This window comes from Confluentibacter sediminis, assembly GCF_003258355.1.
Taxonomy (GTDB): Bacteria; Bacteroidota; Bacteroidia; order Flavobacteriales; family Flavobacteriaceae; genus Confluentibacter; species Confluentibacter sediminis.
Genome location: NZ_QKPO01000005.1, coordinates 38,555 through 64,549, shown reverse-complemented (window position 1 = coordinate 64,549; position 25,995 = coordinate 38,555). Strand labels below are relative to the sequence as shown.

General features: G+C 33.3%; 18 protein-coding genes. 17 read left to right on the top strand and 1 reads right to left on the bottom strand.

Annotation, left to right across the window (positions count from 1 at the left end; genetic code table 11):
* The 8 genes from nrfD (at nucleotide 1) to queG (ending at nucleotide 9,159) form a co-directional block, all read left to right on the top strand.
* Complete coding sequence (nrfD, locus tag DKT72_RS05295) at nucleotides 1-1,458, top strand: NrfD/PsrC family molybdoenzyme membrane anchor subunit (RefSeq protein ID WP_111307691.1); 1,458 nt, start codon at nucleotides 1-3, stop codon at nucleotides 1,456-1,458.
* Between the two features lie 3 nt (nucleotides 1,459-1,461).
* The gene (locus DKT72_RS05290; RefSeq protein ID WP_111307690.1) at nucleotides 1,462-1,992 is read left to right on the top strand and encodes a DUF3341 domain-containing protein; all 531 of its coding nucleotides are present in this window, start codon (nucleotides 1,462-1,464) and stop codon (nucleotides 1,990-1,992) included.
* Nucleotides 1,993-1,999: 7 nt separating this feature from the next.
* Nucleotides 2,000-2,557 carry a c-type cytochrome gene (locus DKT72_RS05285; protein ID WP_220628083.1) on the top strand — a complete coding sequence of 186 codons (558 nt, stop codon included), beginning with the start codon at nucleotides 2,000-2,002 and terminating at the stop codon, nucleotides 2,555-2,557.
* Between the two features lie 13 nt (nucleotides 2,558-2,570).
* The gene (locus DKT72_RS05280) at nucleotides 2,571-3,893 is read left to right on the top strand and encodes a quinol:cytochrome C oxidoreductase (protein ID WP_111307689.1); all 1,323 of its coding nucleotides are present in this window, start codon (nucleotides 2,571-2,573) and stop codon (nucleotides 3,891-3,893) included.
* Between the two features lie 29 nt (nucleotides 3,894-3,922).
* Nucleotides 3,923-4,987, top strand: coding sequence for a cytochrome c oxidase subunit II (locus DKT72_RS05275; RefSeq protein ID WP_111307688.1), 1,065 nt, complete (start codon nucleotides 3,923-3,925; stop codon nucleotides 4,985-4,987).
* A gap of 32 nt (nucleotides 4,988-5,019) precedes the next feature.
* Nucleotides 5,020-6,819 (top strand): cytochrome c oxidase subunit I, encoded by a 1,800-nt coding sequence (locus tag DKT72_RS05270; RefSeq protein WP_111307687.1) that lies wholly within the window; start codon nucleotides 5,020-5,022, stop codon nucleotides 6,817-6,819.
* A gap of 355 nt (nucleotides 6,820-7,174) precedes the next feature.
* The gene (gene ruvB, locus DKT72_RS05265) at nucleotides 7,175-8,197 is read left to right on the top strand and encodes a Holliday junction branch migration DNA helicase RuvB (RefSeq protein ID WP_111307686.1); all 1,023 of its coding nucleotides are present in this window, start codon (nucleotides 7,175-7,177) and stop codon (nucleotides 8,195-8,197) included.
* A 38-nt stretch (nucleotides 8,198-8,235) separates the two neighbouring features.
* Nucleotides 8,236-9,159, top strand: a complete 924-nt coding sequence (gene queG / locus DKT72_RS05260) for a tRNA epoxyqueuosine(34) reductase QueG (RefSeq protein WP_111307685.1) — start codon at nucleotides 8,236-8,238, stop codon at nucleotides 9,157-9,159.
* Here the strand turns inward: queG and DKT72_RS05255 are convergent.
* Nucleotides 9,156-11,030, bottom strand: coding sequence for a BamA/TamA family outer membrane protein (locus DKT72_RS05255; protein WP_235841621.1), 1,875 nt, complete (start codon nucleotides 11,028-11,030; stop codon nucleotides 9,156-9,158). The two genes, queG and DKT72_RS05255, sit on opposite strands and share 4 nt — an antisense overlap.
* Nucleotides 11,031-11,383: 353 nt before the next feature.
* Here DKT72_RS05255 and DKT72_RS05250 point away from each other — a divergent pair, with 353 nt between their 5' ends.
* The 9 genes from DKT72_RS05250 to DKT72_RS05210 all read left to right on the top strand — a co-directional run bounded on the left by DKT72_RS05250 (nucleotide 11,384) and on the right by DKT72_RS05210 (nucleotide 25,980).
* Nucleotides 11,384-13,693, top strand: coding sequence for an NADP-dependent malic enzyme (locus DKT72_RS05250; protein WP_111307684.1), 2,310 nt, complete (start codon nucleotides 11,384-11,386; stop codon nucleotides 13,691-13,693).
* A 34-nt stretch (nucleotides 13,694-13,727) separates the two neighbouring features.
* On the top strand, nucleotides 13,728-14,309 hold the full coding sequence (ruvA, locus tag DKT72_RS05245; RefSeq protein WP_111307683.1) for a Holliday junction branch migration protein RuvA: 582 nt from the start codon (nucleotides 13,728-13,730) through the stop codon (nucleotides 14,307-14,309).
* 5 nt (nucleotides 14,310-14,314) lie between these two features.
* Nucleotides 14,315-21,529 (top strand): T9SS outer membrane translocon Sov/SprA, encoded by a 7,215-nt coding sequence (gene sov, locus DKT72_RS05240; RefSeq protein ID WP_111307682.1) that lies wholly within the window; start codon nucleotides 14,315-14,317, stop codon nucleotides 21,527-21,529.
* A 64-nt stretch (nucleotides 21,530-21,593) separates the two neighbouring features.
* Complete coding sequence (gene gcvH / locus DKT72_RS05235) at nucleotides 21,594-21,974, top strand: glycine cleavage system protein GcvH (protein WP_111307681.1); 381 nt, start codon at nucleotides 21,594-21,596, stop codon at nucleotides 21,972-21,974.
* Nucleotides 21,967-22,344 (top strand): VanZ family protein, encoded by a 378-nt coding sequence (locus DKT72_RS05230; RefSeq protein WP_111307680.1) that lies wholly within the window; start codon nucleotides 21,967-21,969, stop codon nucleotides 22,342-22,344. Before gcvH ends, DKT72_RS05230 begins: the two co-directional genes overlap by 8 nt.
* 60 nt (nucleotides 22,345-22,404) lie before the next feature.
* Complete coding sequence (locus DKT72_RS05225; RefSeq protein WP_111307679.1) at nucleotides 22,405-23,127, top strand: energy transducer TonB; 723 nt, start codon at nucleotides 22,405-22,407, stop codon at nucleotides 23,125-23,127.
* Between the two features lie 112 nt (nucleotides 23,128-23,239).
* Nucleotides 23,240-24,025: an energy transducer TonB gene (locus DKT72_RS05220; protein WP_111307678.1), complete on the top strand. Its 786-nt coding sequence runs from the start codon at nucleotides 23,240-23,242 to the stop codon at nucleotides 24,023-24,025.
* A 476-nt stretch (nucleotides 24,026-24,501) separates the two neighbouring features.
* On the top strand, nucleotides 24,502-25,395 hold the full coding sequence (cyoE, locus tag DKT72_RS05215) for a heme o synthase (RefSeq protein ID WP_111307677.1): 894 nt from the start codon (nucleotides 24,502-24,504) through the stop codon (nucleotides 25,393-25,395).
* A 3-nt stretch (nucleotides 25,396-25,398) separates the two neighbouring features.
* Nucleotides 25,399-25,980 carry a cytochrome c oxidase subunit 3 gene (locus tag DKT72_RS05210; RefSeq protein ID WP_111307676.1) on the top strand — a complete coding sequence of 194 codons (582 nt, stop codon included), beginning with the start codon at nucleotides 25,399-25,401 and terminating at the stop codon, nucleotides 25,978-25,980.
* Nucleotides 25,981-25,995: the final 15 nt, after the last annotated feature.

Genomic DNA, 25,995 nt, shown 5'->3' with positions numbered 1-25,995 from the left:
ATGGCGTCTCATTACGAAGCACCTATTAGAAGACCTTTAGTTACAGGCGAAAAATCATATCACGATGTTACTGTCGATGTGGCTAAGCCTATAGAAGGACAGGCCAATAAACAGTGGTGGATAGTTTTTTCTATTGCACTTGCCGCTTTTCTTTGGGGAATTGGATGTATTATTTATACAGTATCTACGGGTATTGGAACTTGGGGTTTAAACAAAACCGTTGGATGGGCTTGGGATATTACTAACTTCGTTTGGTGGGTTGGTATCGGTCACGCAGGAACGCTTATTTCAGCTGTACTTTTACTCTTCCGTCAAAAATGGAGAATGGCAATTAACCGTTCAGCTGAAGCTATGACGATTTTTTCCGTAGTTCAAGCAGGTTTGTTTCCAATTATTCACATGGGTCGTCCATGGTTAGGTTATTGGGTATTACCAATTCCAAACCAATTTGGTTCGCTTTGGGTAAACTTTAACTCCCCATTACTTTGGGACGTATTCGCCATCTCAACCTATTTGTCTGTATCATTAGTTTTCTGGTGGACTGGTTTGCTTCCAGATTTTGCTATGATTCGTGATAGAGCCGTTAAGCCTTTCCAAAAGAAAATATATTCATTATTAAGTTTTGGATGGTCTGGTAGAGCTAAAGATTGGCAACGTTTTGAAGAAGTATCTTTAGTTCTTGCAGGTTTAGCAACACCACTTGTACTTTCTGTACATACGATTGTATCGTTTGACTTTGCAACATCGGTTATACCAGGATGGCATACAACCATTTTCCCTCCATACTTTGTTGCTGGAGCAGTATTCTCAGGATTTGCTATGGTAAACACATTACTTATCATCATGAGAAAAGTATGTAACCTTGAAGACTACATCACGGTACAACATATCGAATTAATGAACATCGTAATCATGATTACGGGATCTATTGTTGGTGTGGCTTACATTACTGAGTTATTTATCGCTTGGTATTCTGGAGTAGAATATGAACAATATGCTTTCCTTAATAGAGCAACAGGACCTTACTGGTGGGCTTATTGGTCAATGATGACATGTAATGTATTTTCTCCACAATTTATGTGGTTTAAGAAATTAAGAACAAGTATCATGTTTTCATTCTTTATATCGATCATTGTAAACATAGGTATGTGGTTTGAGCGTTTTGTTATCATTGTAACATCATTGCACAGAGATTATTTACCGTCTTCTTGGACCATGTTCTCTCCTACATTTGTTGATATAGGGATTTTTATTGGAACTATTGGATTCTTCTTTGTCTTATTCTTACTATACTCAAGAACATTCCCAGTAATTGCCCAAGCCGAAGTTAAAACCATTTTAAAATCTTCAGGTGAACGCTATAAAAAGATTAGGGAAGCAGGCGGAAGTTTAGTAGGAACTGGTGCTGATGCAAGAACCTCTGGAGATTCAATTAATGAAATAAAAAATAACAAGTAGCATATGGAAGCTTCAAAAGTAATTCACGCTATTTATACGGATGATGATGTATTAATGTCCGCTGTTAAGAAAGTTAAGGCAGAAAGATATCATATAGAAGAAATTTATACACCTTTTCCAGTTCATGGACTAGATAAGGCTATGGGATTAGCTCCTACACGAATTGCCATTACATCATTTATGTATGGTCTTGTAGGGTTAACAGTAGCTATAGTTATGATGAATTTCATAATGATTAAAGATTGGCCGCAGAATATTGGTGGAAAACCAAGTTTTAGTTACTTACAAAATATGCCCGCTTTTGTGCCGATTATGTTTGAGTTAACGGTGTTTTTTGCGGCACATTTAATGGTTATTACTTTTTATTTAAGAAGTAGAATGTGGCCGTTTAAAAAAGCTGAGAATCCTGACCCTAGAACAACAGATGATCATTTTTTAATGGAGATTGCTGTTGATGGGAATGAAGTAGAACTTGAAAATTTGCTTAAAGAAACAGGTGCAGTAGAAATTAATTTAGTTGATAAAGCCCATTAATATAAATATGAAAAGCTTAATTAAAATAGCAGCAATAGTAATCGTTTTATTATCTATTGTGTCTTGTAAAAAAGATACGAGACCTAACTATCAGTTCATGCCCAATATGTATGAGCCTGTAGGTTACGAGACGTATTTAGAAAATAATATGTTTGAGAATGGCATGGAAGCTAGAGTACCTGCTGAAGGATCTATTGCAAGAGGATTTGTGCCTTTTGATATAGATAATACATCTGAAGGATATGATTTGGCAAAAGCGACTTTAAAAAGTCCGCTTGATTCCACTCAAGTAGATTTAGGAAAGGGAAAAGTTTTATATGAAATTTATTGTGCTATTTGCCATGGAAATCAAGGTAATGGTCAAGGAAATTTAGTAAAAAGAGAAAAAATATTAGGTGTTCCAGCTTACAACGATGCCGGTAGAGCTATTACAGAGGGCAGCATTTATCATACTATTCATTATGGTAAAAATGCTATGGGGTCGTATGCTAATCAACTTAGTATTGAAGAACGTTGGCAAGTTGTAGCTTATGTGTTACAGTTAAAAGCAGATTTAGAAAAGTAAGATTATATAAGATATGTACACATTTTCAAATAAATTAAAGACATTTTCTTTCATTCTAATTATATTAGGAGTATTAGGAGTGGGATATGGTTTTATGACATCTCATAAATCTTTTGAAGAAGTTGAAACCTTACTTGCAGAAGAATTACATCATGAAGGCGGTCATTCAGAAGTCGCTGTAAATGAAGAAACAACTCATAATGAACATGGACAAGTAGATGAGCACAAAAAACACATCGAACATGTACAGCATCAAATAGCTAACAGACCTTGGTCTGCACTTTATGTGGCGGCTTTTTTCTTTATGATGATTGCCTTAGGTATTTTAGCATTCTACGCTATACAATTTGCTGCGCAAGCAGGTTGGTCTCCAGTTTTGTTTAGGGTTATGGAAGGTATCACTGCCTACTTATTGCCTGGAGCTTTAATTGTTCTCGCTATTGCGGTGGCATCTGGAACTATTGGACATTATAATTTATTTACCTGGATGGATCCAGAAGTGGTAGCCCACGATAAATTAATTCAAGGGAAGTCAGGGTTTTTAAATATTGGTTGGTTTGCAGTACGAGGTATTATATTTATAGCTGGATGGAGTGTATATAGGCATTTTGCACGTAAATTTTCTATTGCCCAAGATACTGCTGAAGATAATAGTAACTTCAAAAAAACGTTCCGTATTTCAGCTGCATTTTTAGTGTTCTTCATTTATACAGAATCCATGATGTCCTGGGATTGGATAATGAGTGTCGATCCACACTGGTTTAGTACATTGTTTGGATGGTATGTATTTGCATCTATGTTTGTAAGTGGTATTACCGTTCTTGCTTTGATAACTATATATTTGAAATCTAGAAATTACTTAGAATTTGTTAATGAAAACCATTTACATGACGTTGCAAAATTCATGTTTGCATTCAGTATTTTCTGGACTTATTTGTGGTTCTCTCAATTCATGCTTATTTGGTATTCAAATATACCGGAAGAGGTAACTTATTTTATAACTCGTTTTAATGATTACAAATTACCATTCTTAGGTATGGTTGTAATGAATTTTGTATTCCCAATTTTAATGTTGATGAATGCCGATTATAAACGTATTCCTTGGTTTGTAGTTATGGCGGGATTAGTCATATTAGTTGGGCATTACATTGATATTTTCAATATGATTATGCCAGCAACGGTGGGTGACAGATGGTTTATAGGTATACCCGAAATAAGTTCTATTTTATTATTCGCTGGACTGTTCATATTTGTAGTATTTACAGCTTTGACAAAAGCTCCATTACTTGCAAAAGGGAACCCACTTATAAAAGAAAGTAAAGATTTCCATTATTAATAAGATATAAATAGAGAAGAAAGAGAACAATGACTACTTTATTAACAATTATAGTTTTAATATTCATTTTAGTTGCAATTTGGCAAATGGTAAAGATATTTGACCTAGCACAAGCTAAAAATGAAAATTCTCAAGTTGCGAGCGACAAGGACAATAGAATGAATGGATACTTAATGATGTGCTTTTTGGCTTTCATTTATATCATTACTATCGTAAGTTTTATTAAATGGGGTGATTTGCCTTTATTGTCAAATTCGGCATCAGAGCATGGGTCTAGAATAGATAATTTAATGATTGTCTCATTAGTGCTTATATTTACAGTACAAATAATTACACAGTTTTTACTTCATTATTTTGCATATAAATATAAAGGTGAAAAAGGAAAAAAAGCACTATTTTTCGCAGATAACAATAAGTTAGAATTCATTTGGACTATCATTCCAGTAATTGTTTTGGCTGGTTTAATTATATATGGATTGAGTACCTGGATTAATATTATGGGAGTAGATGAAAGTGATGACCCTATAGTGATTGAACTGTATGCTCAACAATTTAATTGGACGGCTCGTTATGCTGGAGAAGATAATACTTTAGGTAAAGCGAATGTTCGTTTAATAGATATAGGGCGTGCGAATATTTTAGGAATCGATGAATCGGATTCTTATGGTCAAGATGATGTTATAACTAAAGAATTACATTTACCAGTTGGTAAACCTGTTTTATTTAAAATGCGTTCTCAAGATGTATTACATTCTGCTTACATGCCACATTTTAGAGCTCAAATGAACTGTGTTCCAGGAATGATTACCCAATTTGGTTTTACACCGACAGTAACGACTGCTGACATGCGTCAAAATCCAGATATAGTTGATAAAGTTGCTAACATTAATAGAATTAGAGTTGCAGAAAGTGAAACTTTAGTGGCAAAAGGCGAAGAAGCTTTATCACCTTATGAATTTGATTATCTATTATTATGTAATAAAATTTGTGGTAAATCTCATTACAATATGCAAATGAAAATTGTTGTTGAAACTCAAGAAGAATATGACGCTTGGATGAAAGAGCAAAAAACATTTAAAAATTCTCTAAATTAACTAATTTAAAAAGATAAATACGATATAAGATTATGTCAGCACACGAAGATAATCACGCTCACGAAGCTCACGACGACCACGGACATCATCATAAAGAAACGTTTGTAACTAAATATATATTTAGTCAAGATCATAAGATGATTGCTAAACAGTATCTAATTACAGGTACTATTATGGGAGTCATTGGTGTATTAATGTCTATGATGTTTCGTATGCAAATTGCTTGGCCAGAACAACCGAACGTCTTATTTGAAGCTTTGTTAGGGAAATGGGCACCTGAAGGTGTTATGGATGCAGATATTTATTTAGCTTTAGTGACCATTCATGGTACCATCATGGTATTTTTTGTGTTAACCGCAGGTTTAAGTGGTACGTTTAGTAATCTATTAATTCCATTGCAAATTGGAGCAAGAGATATGGCTTCTGGATTCCTTAATATGGTTTCTTACTGGTTATTTTTCTTGTCTAGTGTTATTATGTTAACTTCTTTATTTGTTGAAGCTGGGCCTGCAGCAGCTGGTTGGACAATTTATCCGCCATTAAGTGCCTTACCAATGGCTCAAGGTGGTTCAGGAATGGGTATGACTTTATGGTTAGTATCTATGGCTATATTTATAGCTTCTTCGTTACTAGGCTCTTTAAACTATATTGTAACAGTTATTAATTTACGTACAAAAGGAATGTCTATGACCAGACTTCCATTAACAATTTGGGCGTTTTTTATTACTGCTGTTATTGGTGTTATATCATTCCCAGTATTATTGTCTGCAGCTCTATTGTTAATTATGGATAGAAGTTTTGGAACATCATTTTTCTTATCAGATATTTTCATTCAAGGTGAAGTGTTGCATTATCAAGGAGGTTCTCCGGTATTATTCGAACATTTGTTTTGGTTCTTAGGTCATCCAGAAGTATACATCGTTATTTTACCTGCAATGGGTCTGGTTTCTGAAATTATGGCAGCAAACTCCCGTAAACCAATTTTTGGTTACCGAGCCATGATTGCTTCTATATTAGCAATTGCATTTTTATCGACTATAGTTTGGGGCCACCATATGTTTGTTTCTGGTATGAATCCATTTTTGGGATCGGTATTTACATTTACCACCTTATTAATTGCGATTCCATCAGCTGTAAAAGCATTCAACTGGATTACTACATTATGGAAAGGTAATTTACAGATGAATCCAGCCATGTTATTCTCAATTGGTTTTGTGTCAACATTTATAACAGGCGGTTTAACAGGTATTATTCTTGGAGATAGTGCTTTAGATATTAATGTTCACGATACATATTTTGTGGTTGCTCACTTCCATTTAGTAATGGGTATATCGGCGCTTTACGGTATGTTTGCTGGTATTTATCATTGGTATCCTAAAATGTTTGGTAAAATGCTTAATAAAAATTTAGGGTATATCCATTTTTGGATAACGGCAGTTTGTGCCTATGGTGTATTCTTCCCGATGCACTTTATAGGTATGGCCGGATTACCACGTAGATATTATACAAATACAAACTTTCCTTTATTTGACGACTTGGCAAATGTGAATGTTGTAATTACTGTTTTTGCTTTAATTGGAGGTGTTGTACAAATAATTTATTTATACAATTTCTTTAGTAGTATTTTCTTTGGAAAGAAAGCAACACAGAATCCTTGGAAATCTACTACTTTAGAATGGACGACTCCTGTAGAACACATTCATGGTAACTGGCCAGGTGATATTCCTCATGTATACCGTTGGGCTTACGATTATAGTAAACCAGGGCATGATGTTGATTTTATCCCTCAAAACATTCCATTAAAAGAAGGAGAAGAAGAACTTCAACACTAAAGTATCTTTTTAAAATCAACGAAATAGAAAATAAACGTGTCAATCAAAAAATTATTTTGACTTTAGTATATCTGAAATCCTTGATGATGTGGCAACCTCTTTAAATGTTTTGTTAGATTTAACGGATAAATATTCATTTGATATCTCTCAACATAGAGATAGACGTAGAAAAGTTTAATAGAATTTAAAGTTGTCATTCCTGTGCAAGCATGAGTCCAAATAAATAATCTGATAAGCCTTTCTAGAAATAGAAGGGCTTTTTCTTTATATTTGCTTTTGTCATTCCTGCATGGGCAGGAATCTACTATTTTAATATTTTTTACAAAATAGATTCTTGTATCCGCAGGAAGTTGATATGAACGAAAACCTAGACCCAACAAATAATAACTTTTCTCCTGAAGAATTTGATGTAGAAAAAAAGTTAAGACCCTTAACTTTTGAAGATTTTACGGGGCAAGACCAAGTGTTGGAGAATCTTCAGATTTTTGTTCAAGCAGCAAATTTACGGAGTGAGGCTTTAGACCATACTTTATTCCATGGACCTCCAGGATTGGGGAAAACTACCTTAGCACATATTTTGGCTAACGAATTAAATGTTGGTATTAAAATAACATCGGGGCCGGTTTTAGATAAACCAGGAGATTTAGCAGGATTACTTACCAATCTTGAAGAAAGGGACGTTTTGTTTATTGATGAAATACATCGTTTAAGTCCTATAGTAGAAGAGTATTTGTATTCTGCCATGGAAGATTACAAGATAGATATTATGATAGAATCTGGTCCCAATGCTCGTTCCGTTCAAATAAATTTAAATCCGTTTACTTTGGTTGGAGCCACAACACGTTCAGGCTTGTTAACAGCTCCTATGCGTGCTCGTTTTGGAATTCAAAGTAGGTTACAATACTATAACACGGAACTTTTAACAACCATAATACAACGAAGTGCCACTATTTTAAATGTGCCAATTTCTATGGAAGCGGCAATTGAAATTGCGGGAAGAAGTAGGGGTACGCCAAGAATTGCCAATGCACTTTTGCGCCGAGTTAGAGATTTTGCACAAATTAAAGGTAATGGAAGTATCGATATTAAAATCGCTAAATATAGTTTAGAAGCCTTAAACGTAGATGCCTTTGGTTTGGATGAAATGGATAATAAGATCCTTTCTACAATTATTGATAAATTCAAAGGAGGCCCTGTTGGGATTTCTACTATTGCAACGGCAGTTAGTGAAAGTACAGAAACCATTGAAGAAGTTTATGAGCCTTTTTTGATTCAGCAAGGTTTTATTATGCGTACACCTCGAGGACGTGAAGTCACCGAGTTAGCCTATAAACATTTAGGGAAAATTAAAGGAAATATTCAAGGTGGTTTGTTTTAAAATAAGTTTGATTCTGAGCTTTTTTGAGAATCTTATAAATGGGAAATAAACAAAAATACACACAGCTAATAAAAACCGAAGCCAAACGCCTCGGTTTTTTGTCTTGTGGCGTTAGTAAAGCAGGTTTCTTAGAGGAAGAAGCACCCAGATTAGAAACATGGTTGAATAAAAATATGAATGGACAAATGCAGTATATGGAAAACCATTTTGATAAACGCTTAGACCCGACAAAATTGGTTGAAGATTCTAAATCTGTTATTTCATTATTGCTCAATTATTATCCCAGTCAAGAACAAATTGGGAATAGCTATAAGCTTTCTAAATATGCTTACGGAGCCGATTATCACTTCGTAATTAAAGGTAAATTAAAATCGCTTTTAAGTTTTATTCAAGAAGAGATTGGTCAGGTACATGGGCGAGCTTTTGTAGATTCAGCACCAGTCTTGGATAAAGCTTGGGCAGCAAAATCAGGTTTGGGTTGGATAGGTAAGCATAGTAATTTATTAACCCAACAAGTAGGCTCGTTTTATTTTATTGCCGAGTTAATAATTGATTTGGAATTGGAGTATGATTCTATTACAACAAATCATTGCGGCACATGTACCGCTTGTATAGATGCTTGCCCCACGCATGCCATTACTGAACCTTATGTAGTTGATGGTAGCAAATGCATTTCTTATTTTACTATCGAGCTGAAAGAAAAGATACCAACAGAGTTTAAAGGAAAAATGGATGATTGGATGTTTGGCTGTGATGTATGCCAAGATGTATGCCCATGGAATCGATTTTCAAAATCCCATAATGAACCCTTATTTGATCCGAATCTAGAATTATTGTCCATGACCAAAAAAGATTGGGAAGATATAACAGAAGATGTATTTAAAAAAGTATTTAAAAATTCTGCTGTAAAACGAACCAAATTTTCAGGTTTAAAAAGGAATATTGAATTTTTAAAAGATTAAGGATACAAAAGAGTACTTGGTTTGCCCATATTAATAGATTGGAATCCTAAATCATCTGTTTCAAAAGAGTTTGTTTTAAATATATTGTTTCCTTGTCCCGGAATAGTAGGATAATATGATAAGGATAGTTGAAAGGAACTAAATACCAAAAAATCATTCCTTATGATGAAACCAGCGCCTATGGAAGAATACATTTTACTTTTAGAAAGAGGGGTGTATGTATCGCCTATTAACCCAGCCGTAAAATTTACGTAAGGATTGAGTCTAAAGCCTAAAAGATTCCAAGGTGAATAAAACTGGGTTTGCATGGTAAAAAGTATTTTTTGAGTGCCATAAATATCAGCATCAAATCCAGGAATCCCTCTGCTATTATTACGTCTATAATTATTGCGATCATATCCTATAGTTTCCATATTTCCATCCAGAGAGAGGCGATCTCCTATGGTGTTCAACCTATTAAACCCTAAAAGAAGTTGTGGTTTTATAAATTGCCTCATTTTCCACTGGGCACCTAAAGTAATTAAGTCTGTGAAATAATTAAATTCTATATTAAGAGCAGATTGTTCTAATTTAGAATGATGGAAGAACGTTTCATAACCTATAGAGCCACTCAAATATCCCCATTTAGAATAATCTGCAACTGTAATATTTGCTCCAAGATAATACCGATTTTCCTGGTTTTTTCGTTGATATCCCGGAGTTAATGATCCTGAAAAACCAACAGGTACATCTTCAATAATACCGTCCCTAAAAATATAATTGTCTTCGATAAACTGTCTGGAGGTAATACCTATGCTTCCTAAATAAAAATTCTCATTTGAGAAATAATTGATAGAATCATATTCTTTATTAGGAGATTCTCTGTATTCAACATTAATATATCTTAATGAAGTTATAAGATTTGTGGTTCGTTCTGCAATACTCTGTCCATCTAAAATCCTGAAAGCATGTCCAGCCCAAATATCATTGGTTCTATATTTAAAATTCTGGTAATTGAATTCATTTTGAACATTCGGCAATGAATCCTGATGAAATTGTTCATCCAAGTACAAACCTCCAGCCCACTTTGTTAAAGGCGAAAAAAAAGTTCTTTCAATATTTAACTTTTTTTGATAAAAGCCTTCTAAATCAATATGATATTTAATATCAGTCCGTATATAAGAGTTCTTTATGGTCGGTATAATATACTCTAATTGGTAGCCTGTATTTTTGTTGTTAAAACTTTTCTCTATACCATTTTTAAATTCATGTCCCAATCCGAAAAAATTACGTTCATTGAGCAGGATATTGGTTTTTGAAGTGGAAATAGAAGCTTTTGGGATTATGCTCCAAGAGTCTAATACTCGAACTTTAATATCTACAGAGTCTGAGGTTTGATTCGATTTCTCAGCTTCAATTTTTACGCTTCTAACAAAGTTTTGAGAGCGTATAAGTCGTTGAGATTCATATAATAATAATGTGTCTAATGGTGTGTTTTGTTTAAAAAGTAATAAATTTCTAATAGCAAAATTCTTAGATTTTATATGAACGGCATTTCCGAATCTATCCATCCAATTTTTTGGGCCTTTGGTGGTATCTTCAACTGAAAAACCAAAAGGATCTAACGTTTCAATATAGATGTTTCTTATAGGTTTTCCTTGATATGGTTTATAACTTTCATTTGGGTTTTCATGTATTCTTTTTTCATTTCTTTTCTGGGTAGATTTAAAAATGAGTCCATGAATGGTTTGTGTAAATTTACTTCGCTTAGAATAGATTTTAATTTTATTGTAAATATCAGTAGTATCTTTTTTGTTTATTGGCGTCTGATTTTGAGCAGGTAAACTGGATATGATTAGACATGTGATTAAAAATGAATACTTTATACTCATTACCATATAATTTAAAAAATGCTATAAAAAATATAGACTATTTTAGTTCTGAAGCTATTTTACCATGTTAAATTTTGGCATCCAAATATTGAATGATAATCTAGTTTGTTTTTGCGTTTTATTATAACTAAATGGAATTAATTTTTAACTCATTAAGTTTTTAAATGATCTAAAACAAAAATGTTTATAAAATTAAAAAACGATCTTTAAAAGAAGCATCAATTTCTTAAAAGAATAGCAGTTTAAAGTATAGGATTATTATATTTGTCTCTTCAATGATATCCTTTGGGTCAATATGATTAAGGATTATTAAATATTAGTTTTTCAATTTAAAACCACCAACTAGACACTTTATGAGCAAAGAAAGTAAACGCAGAGAAGCACTAATATACCACGCAAAACCAACTCCGGGCAAAATACAAGTTGTGCCAACAAAAAAATACGCAACCCAAAGAGATTTATCTTTAGCATATTCCCCAGGTGTGGCCGAGCCTTGTTTAGAAATAGCCAAGAATGTAGATAATGTTTATAAATATACAGCTAAAGGAAATTTGGTGGCTGTTATTTCAAATGGAACAGCCGTTTTAGGTTTGGGTAATATTGGTCCAGAAGCCTCAAAACCTGTAATGGAAGGTAAAGGATTACTTTTTAAAATCTTTGCAGACATTGACGTTTTTGATATTGAGGTGAATACAGAAAATGTTGAAGAATTTATTCAAACGGTAAAAATGATTGCTCCCACTTTTGGAGGAATTAATTTAGAAGATATTAAAGCTCCCGAAGCTTTTGAAATTGAAAGACGCCTGAAAGAGGAATTAGATATTCCTGTTATGCACGACGACCAGCACGGAACCGCGATTATATCTGCCGCGGCCTTAATAAATGCTCTGGAGCTTTCAAATAAAAAGATTGAAGATGCTAAAATTGTGATTAGTGGGGCTGGGGCTGCCGCTATTTCTTGTTCTCGTTTGTATCAAGCGTGTGGGGCAAAACGTGAAAACATGGTCATGCTTGACAGTAAGGGAGTTATAAGAAATGATAGGGAGAATTTGTCATCAGAAAAAGCTGAGTTTTCTACGCATAGAAAAATTGATACCTTGGATGAAGCTATGGTTGACGCTGATGTATTTATTGGCTTGTCACAAGCTAATATTGTAAATCCAGATATGTTGCTATCTATGGCTAAAAATCCTGTTGTATTTGCTATGGCAAATCCAAATCCAGAAATAGAATATCAACTTGCTGTAGATACAAGAAAAGATATTATTATGGCAACAGGGCGTTCAGACCATCCTAATCAAGTGAATAATGTACTTGGGTTTCCATTTATTTTTAGAGGTGCTTTAGATGTTCGAGCTACTAAAATTAACGAAGCTATGAAAATGGCTGCTGTTAAAGCTTTGGCAAGTTTGGCTAAAGAGCCTGTTCCAGAGCAAGTTAATATTGCATATGGTGAAACCAGATTAACATTTGGTAAGGAGTATATTATTCCAAAACCATTCGATCCTCGTTTAATTGGTGAGATACCCCCTGCGGTTGCAAGAGCTGCCATGGAAAGCGGTGTAGCAACACATCCTATTGAAAATTGGGAAAAATATAAAGATGAATTATTGGAACGGTTAGGTTCTGATAATAAAATGATACGACTGCTTACCAATAGAGCTAAGATGGATCCTAAACGAGTGGTTTATGCAGAGGCAGATCATTTAAATGTTTTAAAGGCAGCTCAAATAGCTTATGATGAGCGTATCGCAATTCCTATTTTATTAGGCAGAAGAGATATTATTAAAAAGTTAATGGCTGAGATCGAATTTGATGCAGATATCCAAATTATCGATCCAAAATCTGATGAGGAAGAAGCTAGAAAAAATAAGTATGCCAAAGTGTATTGGGAACAAAGAAAGCGTAAAGGTGTGACGCTTTATGCAGCCCAACGTATTATGCGAGAGCGTAATTACTTTGCTGCTATGATGGTTAATGTAGGTGACGCAGATGCTATCATTTCGGGTTATTCTCTTAGTTATCCTGCGGTTGTAAAACCTATGCTTGAATTAATTGGTTTGGCTAAAAATGCAAAAAGAGTTGCGACAACTAATATCATGATGACGCAACGTGGGCCATTGTTCTTAAGCGATACATCTATTAATATCGATCCTTCAAGTGAAGATTTGGTTAAAATTGCTCAAATGACAGCAAAAACCGTCCGTATGTTTGGTTTAGAACCTGTTATGGCCATGACTACGTTTTCTAATTTTGGCTCATCTCCAAGTCCGAGAACCAGCAAAGTTAGAGATGCGGTAGCTGTACTGCACGAAACCAATCCTGAATTATTGGTAGATGGTGATTTGCAAATAGATTTCGCTCTAAATAGCGAAATGCTTGAAAGTGCATTTCCGTTTTCTAAACTAGTAGGTAAAAAAGTAAACACGCTTGTCTTTCCAAATTTAGAATCAGCAAACATTACTTATAAACTTCTTAAAGAATTAAACAAAGCGGAATCTATTGGTCCTATCATGATGGGTATGAGTAAGCCAGTTCATATTTTACAATTAGGAGCTAGTGTAGATGAAATTGTTAATATGACAGCTATTTCTGTAATTGATGCCCAACAGAAAGAAAAGTGGGAAAAAGAAAAGCAAACGCAAAATAAGCAAGAGCAATAATTTCATTACATTTGGTCGTATAACCTAAAGTTAAATGATAACCCATATTCAAGGAAAGCTAATTGAGAAAAATCCAACAGACGTTGTTATAGAATGTAATGGTATTGGATATGCTATTAATATATCGTTACATACCTATTCTCAAATATCTGATAATGAATATTTAAAATTATACACATATTTACAAGTTAAAGAAGATTCCCATACACTTTATGGGTTTTCTTCTTTAGCTGAAAGGGAAATTTTTAAGTTATTAATATCTGTAAGTGGTATTGGTGCCAATATAGCAAGAACCATGTTGTCATCATTAACACCCATTCAAATTAGAGAAGGTATTGCGGTAGGAGATGTAAATTTAATTCAATCCATAAAAGGTATTGGTGCAAAAACGGCACAACGCGTTATTATTGATTTAAAAGATAAAATTTTAAAGATTTATGATATAAACGAAGTTTCTGTTTCTAAAGACAATACCAATAAAAATGAAGCGTTATCTGCATTGGAAGTACTTGGTTTTGTTAAAAAGCAAGCAGAACGTGTGGTAGATAAAATTTTAATATCTCAACCAGATGCTAATGTAGAAACCATTATAAAACAAGCCTTAAAAAATTTATAATAGATTTGGACGCAACTAATTATAATTTTTATAAAGTAATTAAAAAATACTTTTTTTTAGTTTTTGTTATTTTGTTTTCTCTCACAGCTTGGTCTCAGCAACCTACTCAAGATTCCATTATAACGGGCTTTAATTTAGGCAATATTAAAATGCCAAACCCTAACAGTATTGAATCCAAATACACTTACGACCCCATTACGGATAGATATATTTATACTGAAAAAATAGGTAATTATAATATAAACTATCCTGTAATTTTAACACCAAAAGAGTATCAAGACTTGGTGGCTAAAGAAAATTTAAAATCCTATTACAAAGAAAAAATTGATGCTTTTGATGGCAAAAAAGATGGCTCTAAAGATGGTCAAAAAAACTTATTGCCACAGTTTTATGTAAAATCAGATTTTTTTAAATCTATTTTTGGGAGCGACACCATTCAAGTAGTTCCTCAAGGTTCTGTAGAAATGGATTTGGGAGTTCTCTTTTCTAAACAAAACAATCCATCCTTTTCACCTAGAAATCGAAGTAATTTCACGTTTGATTTTGATCAGCGCATTAGTTTGAGTTTACTTGGTAAAGTGGGAACACGACTGCAAGTAACCGCCAATTATGATACACAATCGACTTTCGATTTTCAGCAACTTATAAAATTAGAATACACACCTACTGAAGATGATATCATTCAAAAAATAGAAGTTGGTAACGTTAGTATGCCTTTAAACAGTTCTTTAATAACAGGAGCGCAAAGTTTATTTGGTGTCAAGGCACAATTACAATTTGGAAAAACGACCGTTACAGGTGTCTTTTCTGAACAAAAATCACAAGCAACATCTGTGGTAGCGCAAGGTGGTGGAACCCTTGAAGACTTTGAACTTTTTATTAGAGATTATGATGAAAATAGGCACTTTTATTTATCACAATATTTTAGAGATCAATACGACGAAGCATTAAAAACATATCCTTATTTGAATAATAAAGGATTACAAATTACAAGAATTGAGGTTTGGGTTACCAACCGAAGTAATAAAACAGATAATGTTAGGAATATTATAGCACTTCAAGATTTAGGGGAAAATGAAAAATTTGGGAATCCTGGAGTAAATGTTTTAGCGGGTCCTGGTGCTTTTCCAAGTAATAAAAATAATGGGTTAGATCCCACAAATATAGGTGGTGCTGGATCACAATTAACAAATGGGATTAGAGATATAGCTACGGTTCAATCAGGGATATTAGTTCCAAATTCAAGAGAAGGTTTCGATTATGCCAAATTAGAAAATGCCAGAAAATTAATTGAAGGTCAAGAATATATAGTAAACAAAGATTTAGGATACATTTCATTAAATCAACGCTTAAATAATGATGAGGTTTTAGCAGTTGCTTTTCAATATACGATTGGCGGACAGGTGTATCAAGTAGGTGAATTTGCTAATGATGGTATAGATGCTACAAACGTTACTACCAATGGCTCTGGACAAGTAACCAATGTTGTAAATACTAATTTAGTATTAAAGATGCTGAAAAGTAGTATCACGAATGTAACCCAACCAGTTTGGGATTTAATGATGAAAAACATTTATGATACAGGAGCTTATAATTTGAGTCAAGATGATTTTAAATTAAATATTTTTTATAACGAAGCATCACCCTTAAACTATATAACGCCTGTTGAAGGAACTACTTTTCCTTCTTTCGATTTTAATAACACCCCATTAGATAATAATGATGATACTCAAATCATTGAAACACCTTTATTAAGACTTTTTAATTTAGATAAGTTAAATTTTAATAACGATCCACAAGCAAATGGAGACGGGTTTTTTGATTTTGTTCCTGGTATTACGGTTATAACACAAAATGGAAAAATAATTTTTCCTAACGCAGAACCTTTTGGGGAATATCTTTTTAATGTATTAGGTGGGGGTAATTATGATAACCCTACAACATATAACGAAAATCAAGCTAAATATGTTTACGATATACTTTATAAAAGTACTAAAACAGCTGCTTTAGAAGCTGTTGAGAAAAATAAATTTCAATTAAAAGGGCGATATAAAACTACAGGTGGTGATGGTATTTCTATTGGCGCGTTTAATGTGCCCAGAGGATCGGTAAAAGTAACTGCAGGAGGACGTGTTTTAGTTGAAGGTATTGATTATGTGGTAAATTATGAATTGGGGCGTGTTCAAATTTTAGATGAAGCATTAAAAGCATCCAACACGCCTATTAATATTTCTACAGAGAATAATGCCGTTTTTGGTCAACAAACAAGACGTTTCACGGGCTTGAACGTCGAGCATAAATTCAATGAAAATTTTGTTTTAGGGGCAACACTTTTAAACCTAAACGAACGACCTATTACACAAAAAGCTAATTATGGTACAGAGCCTATTAATAATACTATTTTTGGCATTAATGGAAACTATGCTACAAAAGTGCCATTTTTAACACGTTTGGTAAACATGTTGCCAAATATAGATACCGATGTTGAATCAAATTTATCACTAAGAGGTGAATTTGCTTATTTAGCACCAGGAGCTCCAAAAGGGACTAATCTTAATGGCGAAGCTACCTCGTACGTGGATGATTTTGAAGGCACTCAAAATGCCATTGATTTAAAATCACAATTATCATGGTTTTTAGCAAGTAGACCATTAGAATTAGGTGTTTCTAGCAATCCTAATGAAGATGATAATGGTATTCAAAATGGCTACCAAAGAGCTATGTTAAACTGGTATACCATTGATCCTATTTTTTATACAGGGCAAAGACCAGATGATATATCAGACGAAGATATGTCCAGTTTATATACCAGTAGGGTTTTTATAAACGAGTTGTTTCCAGATAGAGACTTGGTACAAGGTCAAAATTCGGTATTAAATACTTTGGATTTGGCATACTTTCCAACTGAAAGAGGTCCTTATAACTTCGATCCAAATGCTACGAGTGGTGTTTTAAGTAACCCTTTAGAATCCTGGGCAGGTATTACAAGGCAATTAACATCTACTGATTTAGAACAAGCAAATGTCGAATATATTGAATTTTGGTTGCAAGATCCTTTTCAAGAAAACCCCTCAAATCCTGGTGGAAAACTAGTTTTTGACTTGGGAAATATTTCTGAAGATATTGTTAAAGATGGACGTAAATTATATGAAAACGGTTTACCAAAAGATGGCGATGTAAGTTTATTGCCAGTAACGGGCTGGGGGACAGTGGTGCCTCAAAATCAGTCACTTGTTTATGCTTTTGATAGTACAGGAGATGAACGTGTTAACCAAGATGTAGGTTACGATGGTTACGATGATGCTCAAGAAGCTGCAGTATTTGGGGCAGAATTCGGGGAAGACCCTTCAAATGATAATTATACCTATTTCTTAAATACAGATGGCGATATTTTTGAGCGTTATAAAAAATATAATGGAGTAGAAGGCAACACACCCGATACATTTTCTAATACAGATAGAGCATCGAATAGCCAGCCAGATGTGGAAGATATCAATCGTGATAATACCATGAATACGATTGATAGCTATTTTGAGTATGAATTGGATATTAACAGGCAAAATTTACCAGAAGATCAAACGAGTTTTGATAATATTCCTGATTCAAATCCTTTAAAGGAGTTTTTAAGAGATTATAAAGAAAGGCCTCGTGTACTTCCTAATGGAGACAGTAAAAATGTTAGGTGGTATCAATTTAGAGTTCCTGTTCAAGGCAGTCATGTTAAAGCTGTTGGAGGTATCACCGATTTGAGATCAGTACGTTTTGCGAGAATGTTTCTTAAAGAGTTTTCTGAAAACACTGTTTTTCGTTTTGGTACTCTGGATTTGGTAAGAAGCGATTGGAGACGATATACACAAGCATTAGATAAGAATGATGCAACACCAGATGATACACAGACAGATTTTTCGGTTGGAGTGATAGGAACACTAGAAAATGAAGGCAGTTATAAAAGTCCTCCAGGAATTGAACCCGAAGAGCTTTTTAATAATAATACGGTAGTAAGACAAAATGAACAATCGTTAGTAGTTAATGTATGTAATTTAGAAACCGAAGACTCAAGAGGTGTCTATAAAAATATAAGTATAGATATGCGTCAATATAAACAATTGCGAATGTTTATGCATGCAGAGTTAGGCAATTCAGGGACTTTAACCGATAATGATTTGGTTGGTTTTATAAGAATGGGGAATGATTTAACCCAAAATTTTTATCAAATAGAAATCCCATTACAAGTATCAACATCTACCTCTAGAGAAGGTCTTTGGCCTGAAGACAACCAAATTAATTTGGCTATTCAGCTTTTGGGTCAAATTAAATCAAATGGCATTTCCGACGGTACTTTAACAAATGAAGACCCCACTTTTTATGATATAGTAAATGGAGAATTAATAGCTGTTACAGATCCGTTTTCAGGTTATGTTGCAGGACAACATCGTATAGGCATTAAAGGAAATCCGAATTTTGGAGATATTAGAACGCTGATGGTTGGGGTTAAAAATGTAACCAACAGTAACGATGTTTGTGCTCAGGTTTGGTTTAATGAACTTCGATTATCCGATATGGATAATGAGGGTGGTTGGGCTGCCGTAGTAAGTATGGATACCAATTTAGCCGATTTCATGAATATTAGTGCAACAGGAAGACAAAGCACCTCTGGTTTTGGAAGTCTCGAACAAGGGCCTAGTCAGCGTAGTCTTGAAGATGTGAAACAATATGACGTAGTTACTAATATAAATGCCGGACAATTATTACCAAAAAAATGGGGCATTCAAATTCCTTTTAATTATGGACAAAGTGAAGAACTGATAACACCTAAATATGACAAATATTATGAAGATTTAACTTTGCAATCTAGATTAAATGCTGCTAATTCTAAAGATGAAAAAGAAACTATAAAACAACAATCTGAGGATTACACTAAGCGTCAAAGCATCAATTTTATAGGTGTAAGAAAAACAAGAACAACCGATGCTACCCCACATTTTTATGATGTTGAGAACTTAACATTAAATTATTCATATAATAAATTAGAACATAGGGATTTTGAAATCGAAAATGCCGTTAATAAAACTGTTAGAGTGGGTGCGAATTATGCATTTAACTTTAAAACGATTACTGTAGAACCTTTTAAAAAGAATGATTCCTTGTTTACTGGTAAGTATTGGAAAATACTAAAAGATTTCAATTTCAATTTATTGCCTACTAGTTTCACAGTTAATACAGATATTAACAGACAATTCAACAAACAAAAATTTAGAGATATTGACCTAGGTGCTGGTAATATTGGAGTGGAAGAGTTATTTAGGAGGAATTACACGTTCGATTTTCAATACACCATTAATTATGCTCTCACAAACTCATTGCAGTTAAATTTTACAGCCGCGAATAACAATATCGTACGCAATTATTTTAAGGATGGTATTATAAACGGCGAGCAAGACCCCAATTTGGACGTTTGGGATGGTTTTCTAGATTTTGGAGATCCTAATCGGCAATCGCAACGATTAGGAATTAACTATAAATTACCACTTGATAAAATTCCAACCCTTAGTTTTATTAATACCACATATACATATAGTGGTGATTTTCAATGGCAGAAGGGGTCAGATTTATATGGAAATTTAGAGCTTGATGGCCAGACCTACGATTTGGGAAATAATATTCAGAATGCTAATACGCATACTATGAATTCAACCTTCGATATGAATAAGCTTTATAGGTATATAGGGTTGGTTAAGAAACCTATTTCAAGAGCTAGAACAACTAATAAGGGTAGAGGTGGATCTGCTGCTGCAGGACAAAATAATCCAGTTCAAGTAAATAGAAAAAGCCAAGCAAGTACGAAACTACTAAACGCAGGGGTAGATATATTAACAAGTATTAAAAGAATTCAACTTAATTATACTGAAAATAATGGAACTTTTTTACCAGGCTATACACAAACACCTGGGTTTATTGGTACTCTTAAGCCAACTTTGGGCTATACGTTTGGTAGTCAAAGCGACATCAGGTATTTGGCAGCAAGTCGCGGTTGGTTAACATTGTATCCAGAATTCAATCAGCAATATACTGAGACACATACTAAGCAATTAGATGTTTCTGCTAGTATACAGCCTGTAAATGATTTACAAATAGATGTTATAGGGAATAGAACTTATTATGAAAATTACACTGAAAATTTTAGAGTAGATTCAAACACGCTTCAATATCTACCACTGACCCCAAATACGTTTGGTAATTTTAATATCTCAACCATTTTAATTAAAACAGCTTTTAGTAAAAGCGATGAAAATGTATCGGAGGCATTTAATGATTTTAGAGCAAACCGACTTACAATAGCAAGACGATTAGCCTCAGAAAGAGGTGCCAATGTTAACGATGTTGATGCAAATGGATACCCAAAAGGGTTCGGTAAAAATAGTCAAGCCGTATTATTGCCAGCATTTTTAGCAGCTTATACAGGGCAAGATGCCAGTAAAGTCAAACTGGGGGCATTTAGAAATGTGCCTATTCCCAACTGGGATTTAAAATATACAGGTTTTATGAAGTTTACCTGGTTTAAAAAGAATTTTAAACGTTTTTCAGTAAATCATGGTTACCGTTCTACATATACTATTAATCAGTTTCGGTCAAATTTAGATTTTAATGGCATAGATTACAGTACAGATTATGCTTCTCAACCAAATGAAGATTTAGACCAATCTGGTAATTTTAAAAACCAAACATTGTATAGTAATATCAATTTAGCAGAAATGTTTAGTCCGCTTATAAAAATTGATATGGAAATGCAAAACGCTGTAAAAATTGTAGCTGAAATTAAAAAAGACAGGATATTATCGCTTAGTTTCGATAATAATTTGCTTACCGAAATTCAAGGAAATGAATATGTTTTAGGCTTGGGTTACAGAATTAAAGATTTAAGAATACGCTCTAATTTGGCAGGGCCAAGTAAACGCATTATTAGTGATTTAAACATGAAAGCAGATGTCTCCGTTAGAGATAATAAAACCATCATTAGGTATCTTGATTTAGAGAACAATCAAGTCACTTCTGGACAAACCATTTGGACATTAAAATATTCGGCAGATTATGCGTTTAGTAAAAATCTAACCGCATTGTTTTATTTTGATTACTCATTTTCAGAATATGCGATTTCCACCGCATTTCCTCAAACGACCATCCGTTCTGGATTTACTTTAAGATATAATTTCGGAAATTAAAAATATCTGTTTGAATTTAAAGTTTGAATAGATACATTTGTCCATATTAATTTAAATCAATTACATGAATATTCCATCAGAATTAAAATATACAAAAGACCACGAGTGGGTTAGAATTGAAGGCGATGTTGCAACTGTAGGTATTACAGATTTTGCGCAGAGTGAATTAGGAGATATTGTTTATGTGGAGGTTGAAACCTTAGATGAAACGCTTGCTGCGGAGGAAATTTTTGGAACTGTAGAAGCCGTTAAGACAGTTTCAGATTTATTTTTACCATTATCAGGTGAAATTATAGAATTCAATACCATACTAGAAGACGAGCCTGAAAAAGTAAATAAAGACCCTTATGGAGATGGTTGGATGATTAAAATAAAATGCTCTAATCTAGAAGAGGTGGATGATTTATTAACTTCAGATGCTTATAAAAACCTCATAGGTGCTTAAAAAATGTGTTTTTATAATAACCGTTTTTTATTCTTTGGCATTAGCTTCTGTTTGTTTAATAGATTTTAAAAAATTACCAGACGTAGGCATTTCCTTTGCTGATAAAATATTCCATTCACTAACCTATACTCTTTTGGCTTTTTTATGGTTTAACACCTTGATTTTCCAATTTAAAATGGGCAATAAACAAGCAATAATTTACGCATCTGTAATTTCAATTGTTTTTGGTATAATTATTGAAGTATTACAAGGAGTGTTTACAAAAACAAGACATGCCGATGTATTGGATGTCCTTGCTAATTCTTTAGGGGTATTGTTTATGGTATCCTTGATAATGTTAAAAAATAGAATTACAGTTAAAAAATTATAAACGCTTGCAATTTTGATAAATAAATACTTATTTTAGCAATCTTCAAAAACAGTATAAATTATGGAACCTAAAAAAAATCCTAAAGCTAATGTTGGACGTAACAGTTCACTTTACTTTGCAATTGGTTTAATGCTTATGTTATTTTTAACCAATTTCGCAATTAATTATAAAACCTATGATAAATCTAATATTGATATAGGGCAATTAAGTTTAGATGACTTGGTAGAAGAGGAAATTCCATTAACTCAGCAATTACAAACACCACCACCACCACCACCACCACCACCTGCTCCAACAGAAGAGATTGAGGTTGTTGATGATGAAGAAGAAGTTGAAGAAACTGTCATCGAATCTACAGAAACGAATCAACAAGAAAAAATTGTTGAGGTAAAGCAAATTGTAGTACAAGAAGTTGAAGAAGAAACAGAGGTACCATTCGCGGTAATTGAAAACGTCCCAACATATCCAGGATGTGAAAAGGGAAATAATGAGGCTAAGAAGAAATGTATGTCTGATAAAATATCAGAATTTGTTGGTAAAAAATTCAATACAGAATTAGCAAGTGATTTAGGATTATCTGGAAAACAACGTATCACAGTTCTTTTTAAAATTGATAAAACAGGAAGCATTACAGGTGTTCAAGCAAGAGCTCCACACCCTGCATTAGAAAAGGAAGCTGCTAGAGTAATCAATTTGTTGCCAAAAATGTTGCCTGGTAAACAACGTGGTAAACCAGTGACAGTGCCTTACGCTTTGCCTATAGTTTTTGCTGTTCAAGATTAATTATATATAAATCTTAAAAAATATAAAATCCCGCTACATTTTTTGTAGCGGGATTTTTTTGGTATGCTTATTGTGATTTTATCATAATATTAACATTTAAACTATAATTATTATGAGAACTCCAAAAAAGACTCCCGACCTCATTCGCCAAAATGAGCAAGTCGTAAAAAAATCGCAAAAGCATGATACAAATTTACAAAAAAACTCTGTCCTGTATTTTCAGGTAGGGTTAATTGTATGTTTGCTCACAGCCTACGGGTTGTTTGAAATGAAGTTTGAATATGAAATGCCAAGGGTTGTTGATGTACTTCCTCCAGACGACCCAAATGATTTTGTTATTGACTTTCCATTCATTCCTGAAACACCTAAAAAATCGGATCCCATTATTAAAGAAAAATTAGCTAGCAAATCTTTAGAACCAGAAATTGTTCCAAATGATACTGCGTTAACGCCTTTCGATAATGTTGATGAACCAGTGACTAAACATCCACAATTAAATCCATCCTCAGTCAAAGTTGTTGATATACCTGAAGAAATTCCTGTACCGATAGCTTTAATAGAACAAGTGCCTATTTATCCCGGCTGCGAAAAAGAAAAAAGTAATGATGCTAGGCGTAAATGTATGTCTGAAAAAATCTCAAAATTGGTAAAAAAACAATTTGATGCTAATTTAGCTGGTGAATTAGGACTTTCAGGAAAGCAGGTTATTCAAACGCAATTTAAGATTGACAAAACAGGTCATGTTTCAGATGTGAAAGTACGTGCTTCACATCCAAAATTAAAAGGAGAAGCAGAACGTGTCATTAATAAAATCCCTGAAATGACCCCTGGTAAACAGCAGGATAAAAATGTAGGTGTTATATACAATTTACCCATTGTATTTATAGTTCAGAATTAATATTTGGCATAATTTAAAGTAATTAAACCGTTATTGTAAATAATTAATAGCGGTTTTTTTTATAAGTGATTATTGAATATCGAATCTTTTCAATTCTAAACAATGCTTTTTAAGTGTTATGAAGCAAGTTATTGTTCCTGTTTTAGTTGATAATATATCTTATTATGATGAAAAGCCCTGTTTTCCCCATATTATAGAGGTGTTATTTAAAGCCATGGAATCTATTTTAAACATACTGTTTATTAATTTGTTTATGAAAGTTTTTAAAATATCCCAATAGTTATCCAATTTAAATTACAATATTTAAAGGCAATACGGTGGGTTTGCCTTTGGAAGGATAACCGATTTATTTGATAGATTCATAGGTTTTAATTAACAAAATGAGTTTGTTTTTTTTATAATTAAAACCATTGCCCAAAATACATTAATAAAGTATCTTTGCACTCGCATTATTAAAATGACTTACACATAAAACGTTGAACAATACAAATTATTCATTAACAACACATTCTGTTATTTCAGATTTTAAGGAAATCACAAAAATGCGATTGGCAGTTAGTGTGGTTTTCTCGTCGTTAGCGGGTTATTTGTTGGGTGTAGAAACGGTAGATTTTAAAACTTTGATGTTGTTGGCTTTTGGAGGTTATTTTATGGTTGGAGCATCCAATGCTTTTAATCAAATTATAGAAAAAGATTTAGATGCCTTAATGAGCCGTACGAAGAATAGACCCATTCCTTCTGGTAGAATGTCTGTAAATACAGCTTTTGTTATCGCTTCCGTTTTTACATTACTAGGCCTCGTTATTTTATACAGCATCAATAAGCAAACGGCTATGTTTGGTGCTATTTCTATTTTTATATATACCTGCGTTTATACGCCGTTAAAAACAAAAACGCCTTTATCAGTGTTTGTTGGAGCCATACCAGGTGCCATTCCATTTATGTTAGGATGGGTGGCCGCTACAGATAATTTTGGTATTGAACCTGGCACCTTGTTCGCGCTACAATTCTTTTGGCAATTTCCACATTTTTGGGCTATTGGTTGGTTTTTGTTTGAAGATTATAAAAAAGGTGGTTTTTTTATGTTGCCAACAGGTAAGCAAGATAAAGGTACTGCTGTACAAATCATTATGTATACCATTTGGACGGTATTAATATCTATCATTCCTGTTTTTGGTTTTACTGGTAAGTTGCAATTGTCTATAGTGGCAGCTGTTTTGGTGTTTATTTTAGGTTTAGGAATGGTGTATTATGCCATTCAATTATTCAAAAAAATGACAGAACAGGCAGCAAAACAATTAATGTTAGCAAGCGTATCCTATATTACATTGGTTCAAGTTGTTTACGTTATCGATAAATTTATAAGATAAATCATGGATTTAACTGAAGGTACTTTAGAAGAGAAAAATAGTAGGGCAAAAAAAATGATGCTTTGGTTTGGTATCATTTCACTTATTATGTCATTTGCAGGATGGACAAGTGCATTTGTTGTAAGCAGTTCAAGACCAGATTGGTTGAAAGATTTTCAATTACCAAATGCCTTTATTATTAGTACGATTGTTATCATGCTAAGTAGTGGATCATTTTTTTTAGCGAAAAATGCTTTAAAAAATGGGAAAAGACAAGCTACTACCTTATTCTTATTTATAACACTTATTTTAGGAATTATTTTTATTTTTAATCAATTTTCAGGCTTTCAGCAAATTATAGATTTGGGATATAATTTTACGGGTCCCACTAGTAATGTCACTATGTCTTACATCTATTTAATAGCCGTTGTGCATATTTTACACGTTATTGTTGGGATAATTTGCTTGTTAGTGGTAATTTATAATCATTTTAAACAAAAGTATAATGTGTCGAAAATGCTTGGTTTTGAACTTGCATCTACCTTTTGGCACTTTATAGATATCCTTTGGGTGTATCTCTTTTTGTTTTTATATTTTATTAGATAAATAAATTGATTATTT